This window comes from Limosilactobacillus sp. (assembly GCF_051873035.1).
GTDB lineage: Bacteria > Bacillota > Bacilli > Lactobacillales > Lactobacillaceae > Limosilactobacillus.
In genome coordinates this window covers 33,825-47,195 of the sequence record NZ_JBJEEL010000037.1, presented here as the reverse complement: position 1 = coordinate 47,195, position 13,371 = coordinate 33,825, and the positions used below count along the sequence as shown (strand labels likewise).

Here is a 13,371-nt window from a genome sequence, read left to right as displayed (position 1 = left end):
CGATGTCGAAGGTAACCTTGATTTGAGGAACACCACGAGGAGCAGCAGGAATGTCTGTTAGTTGGAAGTTCCCCAGCGTCTTGTTGTCAGCGGCCATTGGACGTTCACCCTGTAGGACGTGAATGTCAACGGCAGACTGGTTATCGGCGGCAGTTGAGAAGATTTGACTCTTGGAAGTTGGAATCGTCGTGTTCCGGTCAATCAGCTTGGTGAAGACCCCACCCATGGTTTCAATACCAAGTGACAGTGGCGTAACATCAAGCAAAACAACGTCCTTAACATCACCGGTCAGGACACCACCTTGGATAGCAGCACCCAGGGCAACGGCTTCATCAGGGTTGATGGAGTGGTTAGGTTCCTTACCAGTTAATTCCTTAACCATTTCTTGAACAGCTGGGATCCGGGTTGAACCACCGTTCAGGATGACTTCGTCGATGTCATCAAATGATAAGTCGGCATCCTTCAGGGCGTTCAGAACTGGTTGCTTCGTCCGTTCAACCAGGTCGTTAGTCAGTTGGTTGAATTGAGCCCGCGTTAAGCTCTTTTCAAGGTGCAGAGGGCCATTTTCACCAGATGAAATAAATGGTAGGCTGATTTGAGCTTCTTGGACACCAGAAAGGTCCTTCTTAGCCTTTTCAGCAGCGTCCTTCAACCGTTGCAGTGCCATCTTGTCTTGTGAAAGGTCAATTCCATGTTCTTCCTTGAAACCATCGATTAACCAATCCATGATCTTTTGGTCGAAGTCATCCCCACCAAGGTGCGTATCACCGTTAGTTGAGAGTACTTGGAAGACCCCGTCACCTAATTCCAGAATGGAAACATCAAAGGTCCCACCACCAAGGTCGTAAACCAGGATCTTTTCATCCTTATCCTTCTTGTCCAGGCCGTAAGCCAGTGAAGAAGCAGTTGGTTCGTTGATGATCCGCTTAACATCCAAGCCAGCGATCTTACCGGCATCCTTAGTAGCTTGCCGTTGGGCATCGTTGAAGTAGGCTGGTACCGTGATAACGGCCTTGTCAACCGTGTCACCGATGTAGTCTTCGGCGTACTTCTTGATGTATTGCAGAATCATTGCTGAAATTTCTTGTGGCGTGTACTTCTTGCCATCAACTTCAACCGTGTAGCCAGCTTCACCCATGTGACTCTTGATAGAAGAAATCGTGTTCGGATTAGTAATTGCTTGCCGCTTAGCAACTTCACCAACTTGGGTTTCACCATTCTTAAATGAAACAACTGATGGAGTTGTCCGGCTCCCTTCTGGGTTAGTAATAATCTTGGGCTCGTTACCTTCCATAACGGCAACGGCGGAGTTAGTAGTACCTAAATCAATACCAATAATCTTGTTACTTGCCATTGTTTATTCCCTCTCTTATTTTTTATTGTGCTACAACAACCATTGCGGGGCGCAAAACCCGGTCCTTTAACTGGTAGCCAGCTTGAAGAACCTTGACCACGGTATCAGGCTTTTGTCCTTCTTGAACCGGCACCGTTTGTACAGCCTGGTGCATGGTTGGATCAAAAGGCTTGCCCTCTGCCGGGATCTCAGTAATCCCGTGGTCAGTCAACGCGGTCATCAGGTGATCATGGACCATTTGAATACCCTTTTTAAGTTGCTGACCATTTTCATCGGTTACCTCAATCGATAACGCTCGCTTAAGGTTGTCAAGAACGGGCAAGACACTCTTTGCTAGCTCTTGTCCATCATATTTTAGTATTTGCGCACGTTCTTTTTTGAAGCGGTTTGTCATGTTTTGGATTTCCGCTTCCGCCCGCAAATATTTATCATCTTTATCTGCCAACTGCTTCTTTAAGTCAGCATTTTCTTTTTGTAATTGTTCACAGCGGTGGTGGCACTTTTCATGATGTTCATCATGTTTGGCGGTGCCGCTCTTAGCCGCTGCCTGCTCAGCAGTCTTTTTAGTCGCGTCTTGCGCCTGCTTGGCTGCCTCTTGCTCTTTAGCTTGCTTTTCTGCCAAGTGACTCGCCTCCTATGAATCGTAATAATGTCGATAAAAATCAAGTAACCGCTTGGCTAGTGCCTGACGAAAGGCATTGACAATCCCAATCGTCCGCGAATACGGCATCCGTGTCGGCCCTAGTACCGCAATTATCCCCTTACCGTACTGGTCAACATCGTACTTCGCGGTGATTAAACTATAATCCTTTAAGACCTGGTCCTTTGAAATCTCAGAACCAATCTTAACATTAATAGAATCATCATCGGAAGAACCAGTCTCAAGGAGGTGTGACAGTTCATCGTTGCGGTCCAGCAGGCTGTATAAGGCCTGCAGAGCTTGCGGATCCTGGTTATTAGAGAAGCCCAGAATATTTAACCGCCCACCAACGAAGAACCGCTCCCGCGCAGCTCTCGATACGACACTGTCAAAGAGGTCCAAGAACCCATCCGCACCGTGCATATAATGCATGATCTGGAGCGGTAAGTTATCATTAAGACGCCGCAATACTTCCGTCAGCTGTAATCCCACCAACTGGTCATTAATCATCCGGACCACCGCCTGTAGGGCATCCGTGTCATAGTCCCGGGGTAAGGTGAACGGCTGGCTCTCAACGTCACCACTATCGGTAACGAGGATCGCAATTACCTTTTGGTTACCCAGAGGAACGACCCGAAAGCCACTCAAGCGAACATCGCTTTGCTCGGGCTTGAGTGTAAAGGCAGTGTAAGAGGTCAAATCTGATAAGATATCTGCCGAGTGCGACACAATCTCATCGATCTTTTGAAAGCTCGTCCCGAGCGAGTTCTGAATAACGACTAGGTCATTATCAGTCACTGCACCGGGATCCAGTAAGTGGTCAACGTAGAAACGGTAACCAGCCCGGGAAGGTACCCGGCCGGATGACGAGTGCTCCTTGGTAACCAGCCCCTGGTCTTCCAAGACGGCCATCTCATTGCGGACGGTTGCGGAACTGACCTTAAACGGTAACTGTTCTGCCAAGTGCTTGGACCCCACCGGTTGACCGGTCGACGTGTATTGACGTACAATCGCTTGCAGGATCTTCTTTTGACGTTGTGTTAGCATTTTGATCACATCCCTTTTTAGCACTCTTTAGGGCTAAGTGCTAAACACACTGTATAATATACCAATCACTTGTCTAAAAGTCAAGGAATGTCAAAGATTTATCAAAGGAGTTTTCAACGTGACCAATCAACAACGTTTCATTCAGCCACACACTGCACGTGAAGCAATGGAAGTCATTCAGAAACTATTTAACCAGTACCGTAGTGCTCCCCTAACACAAGAACTATTAGCCTACCATAATAACCTCGTTTACCGGCTGGGTAGTGACATTCATGATGCCGCGGTCAAAGAAGGCAACCAGGAACTACTTAAATCACTGGGGACCATGAGTGAAGCAATGCGGCGCTGGACCGTCATCCGGCTCTCGGGACGACCGTTCAACTTTAAACTTCGTCACTTTAAACTGGTGAGTGAAAGCGGCACTAAGTTTAAACGGCGGGTTCATAAAATTCACCAGTCCGGCGGTCACCGGGCAAGTCGACACTAATAACTAAGTAAAAGGCGGCGCTGAGTAGTTAAGGCTCTAACACTCAGCGCCGCAGTCTATTTAAATAGTTATTCCAGCGGGAAATCCTTCATTTTGACCTGCTTTAAGATCTTCCGGGAAGCTTGCTCATCCTTTTTCATCTGTGCAACTAATTCCGCTGCGCCAGCGAATTTTTCTTCGCCCCGTAGGTGTTGCAACCAGTGAACCCGGACGTCTTCTCCATAAATCATCTGGTCAAAGTCAAACAGGTAGATCTCAACCGTTAACTTAGCACCCTGGCCAAAGGTAATGTTATGACCAACACTGGCCATCCCCCCGTACCACCGGTCATTAATCTTAACTTGGGTGGTATACACGCCAATTCCCGGTAGTAACTCTTCGGTAGGGGTCTCAATATTAGCCGTTGGGAAGCCTAACGTCCGGCCGCGGGCCAAGCCGTGGACAACCACGCCCGAGGTAGTGTAGTAGTAGCCAAGGGCCTGGTTAGCTGCGGCGATCTCCCCCGTTTGAATTTGCTGCCGAATATGCCGCGAAGCAATCTTGGCCGTGGGAGCGGTGGGCAGTGTAAACTTAGGAACCGTCACAACCTCAAAACGACCCTGGGCGTATTCTGGCAGCCGCTCCATCGTGGCCACCTCTTTTTTACCATAGGTATGGTCATACCCCGCTACTACCACCTGACTATGAAAGGCTAAGAGGTACTGGTTGACAAACTCTGCCGGTGTCAGACTAGCATAAGCCGACGTAAAGCTTACCAGGTATACGCGGTCCACCCCGAGCTTTGCCAATAATTCTAACTTACGCTTAGTAGTTGAGAGGTATTTAAAGCCCCCGGGGTACTGGTGGTAAACAATTCCGGGCGCATGATCATAGGTTAACACCGCTAATGGTAGTCCCCGTTTATGGGCGATTTCTTGGGCCTGTTTGATTACCGCCTGGTGTCCCTGGTGAACGCCATCAAAGAAGCCCATTGCTAATACCACTGGGCCAGCCGGTACCAGGGCCGGATTAAGTGGATGGTGAATTCTGATAACTTGCAATTTTTTGCCTCCTACTTCACGGAAAACATCTTAGTTGGCTTATAGTGCTGGTCAGCGGTCCGGTGGTAAAGGGCCTTGGTCGCCCCGTCGTATTTCAGGACCACTTCATCAGCGGCTGGCTGAACTTCTGTTGCCCGCAACCAACCACCATTTTGGACGGCCTTCCACTGGCTAGCGGTTAACTCCATCGTTGGATAGTCCTTCAATGCGTAATCCAATGGGTAAAGGTAGCGGTCAATTGTCTGGTGGGCAACCAGTGCTTGAATATCATTCAGACTGAGGGTCTGGTCAATTGTAAAGCCACCGCTTTCGAGTCGGGTAAGCCACTTCATCGCCCCCGGATAGCCAAGTGACCGTGCCAGGTCAACGACAAGGGTTCGCACGTAGGTTCCCTTGGTGCAAGCCACTTTAAAGAAAACGTGCTGTTCGTGGTGGACCGCGTCATAACGGTTGCGGACCAATTCAAAGCGCTTAATAGTTACATGCCGAACCGGCCGCGTAACCTCTTCACCAGCACGTGCATACTCATAAAGCCGCTTACCGTTCACCTTCACGGCAGAATACATTGGCGGGATCTGAGTAATGGGGCCGGTAAGCTTAGCCATTGCCGCGCGGATCTGCTCATCCGTCAAGGGGGTGGTTACGGGTGCTTGTTCAATCACCTTCCCCTCGAAATCTTCCGTTTCCGTTGCTCGGCCAATGACTAACTCACCCTGGTAAACTTTCCCCGACTGCATTAAGTATTCAACGACCTTCGTGGCCGACCCCACACAAATTGGTAAAACGCCATCCACTGCGGGGTCCAAGGTTCCAGAATGGCCAATTTTCTTGGTTTTTAAAATACGCCGGAGTCGACTGACACAGTCAAAGCTCGTCATCCCCCGGTCTTTGTATAAGGGAATTATTCCATCCATTTTATCTTTTCCTCCGTACATTAAAAAGGGAGCGGGATGAACGCACCATCCTACTCCCTTTTGTATTGACGTAATTACTTATCCTGTTGGTGGAGCTTATTAATTAATTGATCAATTCGGCTACCATAGGCGACGGATGGGTCCCGCTTAAAGCTAATCTCTGGGGTTTTAAAGATATTTAATCGTGCCCCTAGTTCGGACCGGATCAGACCCGTGGCCTTTTCCAGGCCCGCTTGTGTCTTCTCCGCTACCGAAGCCTTATCGGATAAAATACTGTAATAGATTGTTGCCTGTTGTAGGTCACCGGTTACATCAACCCCGGTAATCGTAATGCCTTGAACCCGCGGATCACGGACCCGCTTCAACAGGATATCATCGACTTCTCGTTGAATCTGTTGGGCAAGCCGATCAACGCGATATTGCTTATTTGGCATAATAAACGTCTCTCCTTACTTAACCGGAACTTCCTTCATTTGGTAAGCTTCAATCACATCATTTTCCTTAATGTCATTGTAGTTCTTAATGGTCAAACCACATTCAAAGCCGGACTTAACTTCCTTCACATCATCCTTAAACCGCTTCAGTGATCCTAGTTCACCTTCGTAAACGACGACACCGTCACGAACCAGCCGAACCTTGGAGTCACGGGTAATCTTACCGGAAGTAACCATTCCCCCGGCAATGGTACCTACCTTAGAAGCCTTGTAGATTTGCCGAACTTCAACTTCACCAATGGTTTCTTCCTTGTAAACCGGCTCCAGCATCCCCTTCATGGCATCTTCAACTTCCTCAATGGCGTTGTAGATGACCCGGTGAAGACGGATATCAATGTTGTTCGAGTCAGCCAGTGACTTAGCAACTGGTGTTGGCCGTACATTGAAACCAATGATAACCGCGTTGGAAGCTTCGGCCAGAGTAACGTCGGATTGACTAATGGCACCAACGGCTTGGTGGATAATATCAACCCGTACACCGTCAACCTTAATCTTTTGGAGACTTTGGCTGAGGGCCTCAACTGAACCTTGGACATCGGCCTTGATGATGATTGGCAGGGTCTTCATTTCACCCTTCTTCATCGTCGCAAACAGGTTATCCAGGGTAACGTGGGAAGTCTTTTGACGTTCCTTATCCTGGGCCCGCTTAGCACGTTCTTCACCAGCTGCCCGGGCCGTCTTTTCATCATCAAAGACGACGAACCGGTCCCCGGCTTCTGGGACTTCATTTAAACCAGTAATTTCGACTGGCGTCGATGGCGTCGCGGCCTTAATCCGGCGACCATTTTCATTCGTCATCGTCCGTACCCGGCCAAAGGTATTACCGACCACGATTGGGTCCCCAACGTGAAGAGTACCTTGTTGAACCAGGACAGTGGCAACCGAACCCTTACCCTGGTCCAGCCGGGCTTCAACAACGGAACCGGCCGCATTTTGGTCCGGGTTAGCCTTTAATTCCATCATTTCGGCTTGGAGTAAGATCATGTCCAATAACTCATCCAGGTTCTTGCCAAACTTAGCAGAAATCTTGACGAAGATGGTGTCACCACCCCAGTCTTCTGGGATCAGGTTGTACTTTGCCAATTCCTCAGTGACCCGGTCGGGGTTAGCACCCGGCTTATCAATCTTGTTAACCGCCACGATAATTGGTGTCTTAGCGGCTTGGGCGTGGTGAATGGCCTCAACCGTCTGTGGCATTACCCCATCATCAGCGGCCACCACGAGGACCGTGATATCAGTGATGTTTGCACCACGAGCACGCATTTCGGTAAAGGCGGCGTGACCTGGTGTATCAAGGAAGGTAATCAGGTTGTCATTGTAGTGAACTTGGTAGGCACCGATTTCCTGAGTAATTCCCCCGGCTTCGTGTTCGGTCACGTGTGAGTGACGTAACTTATCCAGCAGGGTCGTCTTACCGTGGTCAACGTGACCCATAACAGTAACTACTGGTGGGCGCTTTCCCAGGTGGGCCGTATTCTTTTGCTCATCTTCAAACATCTTATCAATGTCTGAAACATCGACTTCCACCTTTTCCTTGGCGTCAATCCCGTAATCAGTAGCTAACAGTTCGATCGTATCCTTGTCCAAGGACTGGTTTTGGTTAATCATTACCCCCAGCATAAAGAGCTTCTTGATGATTTCTGCTGGTGAACGGTGTAACAACTTCCCCAGATCCTGAGCGTTCATCCCTTCAGTATATTCAAGAACTTCCGGTAATGGCTTATCCTTCCGTTGGGTTGGTTGCTTATGGGCAACTTCACGTAGGCGGTTGTTCCCCTTATTCCGGCGATTCCGCTTCTTGTTCTTCTTATTGAACCGTTTGCCATGCCGGTCGTTATTTAAGCTACCACCAAAGCGCCCGCCGTTGTTTTGATTACGACGGCTATTGCTATTATCATTGTGCTTCTTTTCGTGGTTACGGTTTTGGTGTTCTTGCCGTGGTCGTTCATCATCCCGTTGGTGCTTAGGTTGGCTATCAACGGTCTTTTGCTGATGATTCTTCTTATTGTTATTTTGCTGATGTGCAGCCGGTTGTTGCTTCTTGTTCTTCGTAGCTTTCTCCTGACGGCCATTAGCATTCCCCTTTACCACATCACGCAACTTACTTGCCTGTGCCGGGGTCACTGAAGACATGTGACTTTTAATGCCCATTCCCTGTTGGTTAGCTACTTCGACCAACTTCTTACTTGGCATCTTGAGCTCTTTAGCTAGTTCATAAATCCGTTCCTTGGCCATACGCTCACGCTCCTTATTCCATTTTCATTAGTTCCTCAAACTTTCTTGCAAAACCTGTTTGGACCACCGCAATTACGGTTCGCTGCTGGCCCGTTGCCTGACTGAGCTGGTCTTTAGTAAAGGACTGCGTGTAGGGAACCTGATAAAAATTGCATTTATCAATGAATTTCTTTGTGGTTGCCTGGCCCGCATCCTGTGCTAAAAACACAAACTTTGCCTGATTAGTTTGAATATTTTTTAAGACAGTTGCTTCGCCACTTACTAATTGGCGCGCTCGCCGTGCCAATCCTAAGAGGCCTAATACCTGCTGACTATTGCTTGCCATCTTTACCAAACAATGCCTGTCGTGCTTGCAAGTGATCAGTATATTTAATTAGTTCATCGTAAAATGACTCGTCCAATTTAACGTGGAAGGCCTTTTCAAAGGTCTTTTCAGCCTTAGCACGTTTGGCAATGTCAACATCAACTGCGATGTAGGCACCACGACCCGCCTTTTTACCGGTGGGGTCGACTGATACTTCATCCTGCTTATTCTTAACCACCCGAATAAGCTGCCGTTTGGGCATCATTTCTCCCGTAACGATATCCTTGCGCATTGGTACTTTTCTCTTTTTCATTTTTTCACCCCATTGCTCAATTAATCTTCATCTGACGGCTGATCGGTTGGATCGGCTGGTTGGTCAGCCGCGGTTGCTTCATCGTTAGCGACCGGCTCCTCGTCATCAGCGGCGGCCTGGGCTTGAATTTCTTCCATCTCAGAGGCTGACTTGATGTCGATCTTGTACTTCGTTAACCGCGCCGCTAACCGGGCATTTTGTCCCCGCTTACCAATTGCTAGTGACAGTTGGTCGTCAGGAACCACCACGGTACAGGACCGTTCTTGTTCTTCTTCACCGTCTTCACGTTCGATCGTTACCGGATCATTGAAAATAACGTCCAGTACTTCTGCCGGGTTCAACGCGTTAGCGATAAACTTAGCAGGATCCTTGACATATTCAACAATATCCATGTTTTCGCCATCTAGTTCATTGACAATTGCCTGAACCCGGGAACCCCGTGGGCCAACACAGGTCCCGACCGGGTCAATGTTCGGGTCGTTGGAATAAACGGCTACCTTAGCCCGGTCACCGGCCTCCCGAGAAATATTTTCGATTAAGACCGTACCGTCCTTGATTTCAGGGACTTCACGCTCAAAGAGCCGCTTTAATAACTCTGGCGCGGTCCGACTAACGTAAATCTGTGGCCCCCGCCGGTCATCATTTACCTTAGAAACGTAGACTTGGATCCGGTCATGAACGTGGTAGTGTTCGTTTGGCATCTTGTCACGGTAGCCCATGGCACCTTCGACACCATCACCTAAGTCAACGTAAGTAAAGCGCTTGTCTTCCCGGGAAACTTCCCCGGTAATGATTTCGTTTTCGTAGGTCTTGTACTTATCGTAGATGATCTTCCGTTCTTCTTCACGAAGACGTTGCATAACCACTTGCTTAGCCGTCTGGGCCGCGATCCGACCAAAGTTACGAGGTGTTACCTCTTCACGAATTTGGTCACCAACATCGTAACCTTGACCATGGGGAAGCTTACGAGCATCTGCTAAGCTCATGTATTCATTGCTGTCTTCAGCAACCTTATCCTCATCGTCGGTAATCGTCTTCAAAGCGTATACCTTAATGTTACCGGTAGTTGCATTGAACTCAACTTCTACGTTCTTTTCGCCATAGTTTTGCTTATAGGCGGATTCTAGCGCCTGTTCCAGTGCGTCAATTACGACTTCTTTTTTGATCCCCTTTTCCTTTTCCAGGTAGTCCAGGGCGCCAATCATTTCTGTATTGACTTTTGACTTGCTCACTACGAACACTCCTTTAATTAAAACTTAATCGCTAACCGTGCCTTTGCGACCTTATCCCGGCTAATCACTACTTGCCGGTGACGAGTCTTATCTAAATAGTCCAATGTTAGTTCTTTATCCGATAACTGGGTCAGTGTCCCCTCATAAACCTTCCGTCCCTCTACCTGCTGGTAAAGTGAAACATGAATGTAGTGGTTAAGTGCCCGTTGATAATCGGCCTCATTCTTCAATGGTCGTTCCGCACCTGGAGATGAAACGTCTAAGAAATAAGCTTGTGGAATCGGGTCGGGGTCAACGTTGTCAAGTGCCTCACTTAGTTGGTCACTGACGGTTGCACAGTCCTCAAGGGTGATACCACCTTCCTTATCGATGTACACCCGTAAGTACCAGCTCTTTCCTTCTTTAACAAATTCAATATCGTATAGGTAAAAACCATGTTCGTCAAGAATTGGCGTTACTAAATCTGCTACGGTCTCGGTAACAGTACTCATTTTGTCACCTCCATTATTTGCAATAAAAAGAGCGAGCATTACTGCTCACTCCCACGAGTTATTTACCATATGTAATTGTAGCATGGCCCGTACTCAAACACAAGGCTCATGCCCGATAACTAGTTAAAAGACTGGCGAGTTACCAGTGCCAACTGTTCAATAAATGAGCGGCAACGATCAAACGATGGATTTTTCGTATATACCGCAATGGTGTACTTACCAGGAATAAAGCCAATGCTGCTAACGTTCCACGCATCCGTGGTGTTCCAACCATCCTTAATATAGAAGCTTGAACTACCAGCCGAAATCCCCCAGCTCTGACTTGGTGTTACCCGGGCCATCAGACTCTGAATATACTGTTGCGACTGATGATTCAGGTAGGTAGAGGCTGGGTTTAAGAAGATTTCATGAAGAAGACGGAGCTGGTCCGGCGCCGTGGTGGTCGTTAACCCCCACCGTAAATCGGTATGCGTCGAACTCATCCCGAGCTCCTGGTACAGCTGGTTCAAACCATTCTGTCGACCAATTTCATGAAAGAGTTCCGTGGCACAGTCATTGTCACTAAACTCAATCATCCGGGCCGCCGTCTGTTGCTGGTAAGCCGATAAATTACCGCCCTGATTGTGCAGCAGTTTAGTCAAAATACCGACCTTAGCCGTGCTGGCCATTATGAAGGTCTGGCCGGGAACATTGGAATAGTTAACGACCTCACCGGTATTGGCGTCCTGAACAGCAATGGAAACTGGCATTCCAAAATTATTGGCAATTGACTGCCAGCGACCCTTTAATCGTTGTTCCAGAGAATTGATATCAACAATTCCGGACCAGAGATCGACGGCGTTGCCATTCCCCTGGGGGTCATCGGTGTAACGGTGAATGATCCGGACGACGTGGTGCTGGAGTTGGGCCGGAATCGCCAGGCCCAACTTAAAGCCCGCCTGACCAGCATTGAGGATAAACGAGCGGTTATTGGCCAAATCAGGACGGGAGTTATTAATATCCAAGACCCGTTGACGATATAGCTCGTGCCCGTTCTGGTCAATAAAGATTAACCACTGGTATGGTTTGCCAGCCGATTGATCACTAGCATGCCAGCCACTGACATAGAGGCTGTTAGGACTAACCGTCACGTTGTCAAAGTAACCATCATTAGAAGCAAATGAGCGGTTCAAGACGTCCACATAGTTGCTATTGCCATCTGTACTAGCACTAAAACGTAGGATCACCCCTAACTGCCCGGTGATTTGAGCTGGGTTGAACTTGATCAGGGTTGAAAAGCCACTCTGCTGACTATTGTAGGTCTGGCCGTACTGCCTACCAACATCCGGCCGGCTGGTTAGGGTCAACTGTGACCGGCCAATCTCCTTTCCGTTATTCAAAATAATAACGTACGCATAAGGGCGGCGAAGTGACTGGTTACTAGCCATCCAGCCGGTAACCTGGAGCCCGTCATTGGTCATCCGATTTGAGTCCAGCCAGGCTGCTCCCCGTTGGGTTAGCGTAAATGGTGTTAGCCAGTAATCAGTATATTGTCCCTGGCCCCCATTGCCTTGGGAGCTAGTGGAGTAGCGGCTGACGACTGCATAAGTGTGCCCAGGGACTAGTTGAACTTTACTCAAGTTAAAGTTTGCCGTAAAGCCGGCCCGCCCTGCCTGGTTAATGTTCGGAAAGGCCCTAGCAACATCCGGCCGGTTAGTAACCGTGGGAGTCACCTGGCCAACCTGGCGATTAGCGGTTTGGTCAAACAGGATCAAGAAGTGGTCGGGCTCCATACCGACGAGGCCGTTCATGTGCCAGCCGGTTACCGTTAATTGTTTACCAGAGCTTAAATCATAACCATCTAGGTGTCCCTGGTTAACTTCACTGCCGCTCGTAATGGGGCTAAACCAATAATCGACGTAGTCACTGTTGCCATCCCTGGTACCCGCGTAACGGCTAATTACCTGTAACTGGTGATTAAGGTTGAGGTTGGTCAATGCAAAGCTGGCGGTAAAGCCGGACTTAGCCGCACCTTCAATATCAGGATAAGCGTGACCAACATCTGGCCGACTAACCGGCTCCTTTACTAGGTAGCGGCCTACTTCCCGGCCATTTGCCGTGCGGTCGACAATGATCACATAGTGGTAGGGCTTATCAGCTGCTAGGTTCGTGGCGTGCCAGCCGGTCAACTTTAGTTGGTTCCCCTGGACCGCCACACTGTCTAAGCTAGCGTTGTTATTGCGGTTAACCGTGAGCGGCGCAAACCAGTAGTCACAGGCATTACCGTTACCAGCCTGGTCGTCAGTGTAGCGACTAATAATTTGAATTGCGTTGGTTTTGGCCAGCACCGGTCCCAGGTTAAAGTTAGCCCGGAAGCCGGATTGCTCAGCGCCATAGACGTTATGGGCCCGGGCCACGTCCGTTCGTTCAACTTTTTTATTAGTCACGTTAACCCGGTTAATTTCTTGGTTATTGGTACGGTCATAGGCAATGATGTAGTGGTACGGTCGGTTTCGAGCCCCATTAGTGGCGTGCCAACCACTGACGGTTAAGTGACCCTGGTCATCGATGTTTTCACTATCCAAGCAGCCATAGTTTCCCTGGTCGGTCTGGTCAAAAGTCGTCGTGGAAGTTTGGTTAGCGGCCCCCTGTGTTACGGTAGCAGCCGCTCCTGCTTGGCTATTTACCACCACCTGTGAAGTGTTGTGATTGTCAACCTGACTATCCGCGTAGCCACTGTTTTGACAGGTCCAAAGTGTAAAAGCACAGCTACTCATTGCCAGGCAGGCAATCGCCACCCGCTTAGCTCGGTTAAGGTCAATCTGCATTAGTAATTACTCC

13 protein-coding genes are annotated in these 13,371 nt (G+C 48.9%); 1 reads left to right on the top strand and 12 read right to left on the bottom strand.

Annotated features, from left to right (window positions below; genetic code table 11):
- The 3 genes from dnaK to hrcA all read right to left on the bottom strand — a co-directional run.
- Positions 1–1,354 (bottom strand): molecular chaperone DnaK (dnaK, locus tag ACI31H_RS03380; RefSeq protein ID WP_439770585.1); only part of this gene is annotated, 1,354 nt, incomplete at its 3' end.
- 22 nt (positions 1,355–1,376) lie between these two features.
- Complete coding sequence (gene grpE, locus ACI31H_RS03375; protein WP_439770584.1) at positions 1,377–1,976, bottom strand: nucleotide exchange factor GrpE; 600 nt, start codon at positions 1,974–1,976, stop codon at positions 1,377–1,379.
- A 12-nt stretch (positions 1,977–1,988) separates the two neighbouring features.
- A complete protein-coding gene (gene hrcA / locus ACI31H_RS03370; RefSeq protein WP_439770583.1) occupies positions 1,989–3,041 on the bottom strand; it encodes a heat-inducible transcriptional repressor HrcA in 1,053 nt (350 codons plus the stop codon).
- A 166-nt stretch (positions 3,042–3,207) separates the two neighbouring features.
- On the opposite strand from hrcA, the gene ACI31H_RS03365 reads away from it, so the two are divergent.
- Complete coding sequence (locus ACI31H_RS03365) at positions 3,208–3,528, top strand: hypothetical protein (RefSeq protein ID WP_439770591.1); 321 nt, start codon at positions 3,208–3,210, stop codon at positions 3,526–3,528.
- A 68-nt stretch (positions 3,529–3,596) separates the two neighbouring features.
- Here ACI31H_RS03365 and ribF read toward each other — a convergent pair whose 3' ends face one another.
- The 9 genes from ribF to ACI31H_RS03320 all read right to left on the bottom strand — a co-directional run bounded on the left by ribF (position 3,597) and on the right by ACI31H_RS03320 (position 13,358).
- Positions 3,597–4,568 carry a riboflavin biosynthesis protein RibF gene (gene ribF, locus ACI31H_RS03360; RefSeq protein WP_439770582.1) on the bottom strand — a complete coding sequence of 324 codons (972 nt, stop codon included), beginning with the start codon at positions 4,566–4,568 and terminating at the stop codon, positions 3,597–3,599.
- Between the two features lie 11 nt (positions 4,569–4,579).
- Positions 4,580–5,482, bottom strand: a complete 903-nt coding sequence (truB, locus tag ACI31H_RS03355; protein WP_439770581.1) for a tRNA pseudouridine(55) synthase TruB — start codon at positions 5,480–5,482, stop codon at positions 4,580–4,582.
- Between the two features lie 74 nt (positions 5,483–5,556).
- On the bottom strand, positions 5,557–5,916 hold the full coding sequence (gene rbfA / locus ACI31H_RS03350; protein WP_439770580.1) for a 30S ribosome-binding factor RbfA: 360 nt from the start codon (positions 5,914–5,916) through the stop codon (positions 5,557–5,559).
- A gap of 15 nt (positions 5,917–5,931) precedes the next feature.
- Entirely contained in the window at positions 5,932–8,211 is a 2,280-nt protein-coding gene (gene infB / locus ACI31H_RS03345) for a translation initiation factor IF-2 (protein WP_439770579.1), read from the bottom strand.
- 13 nt (positions 8,212–8,224) lie between these two features.
- Positions 8,225–8,536 carry a L7Ae/L30e/S12e/Gadd45 family ribosomal protein gene (locus ACI31H_RS03340; RefSeq protein ID WP_439770578.1) on the bottom strand — a complete coding sequence of 104 codons (312 nt, stop codon included), beginning with the start codon at positions 8,534–8,536 and terminating at the stop codon, positions 8,225–8,227.
- On the bottom strand, positions 8,523–8,828 hold the full coding sequence (gene rnpM / locus ACI31H_RS03335) for an RNase P modulator RnpM (protein WP_439770577.1): 306 nt from the start codon (positions 8,826–8,828) through the stop codon (positions 8,523–8,525). The genes ACI31H_RS03340 and rnpM overlap by 14 nt, the downstream gene beginning before the upstream one ends.
- Before the next feature lie 20 nt (positions 8,829–8,848).
- Complete coding sequence (nusA, locus tag ACI31H_RS03330) at positions 8,849–10,060, bottom strand: transcription termination factor NusA (RefSeq protein WP_439770576.1); 1,212 nt, start codon at positions 10,058–10,060, stop codon at positions 8,849–8,851.
- 17 nt (positions 10,061–10,077) lie between these two features.
- Positions 10,078–10,551, bottom strand: a complete 474-nt coding sequence (rimP, locus tag ACI31H_RS03325) for a ribosome maturation factor RimP (protein ID WP_439770575.1) — start codon at positions 10,549–10,551, stop codon at positions 10,078–10,080.
- A gap of 119 nt (positions 10,552–10,670) precedes the next feature.
- Complete coding sequence (locus ACI31H_RS03320) at positions 10,671–13,358, bottom strand: serine hydrolase (RefSeq protein ID WP_439770574.1); 2,688 nt, start codon at positions 13,356–13,358, stop codon at positions 10,671–10,673.
- Positions 13,359–13,371 lie beyond the last annotated feature (13 nt).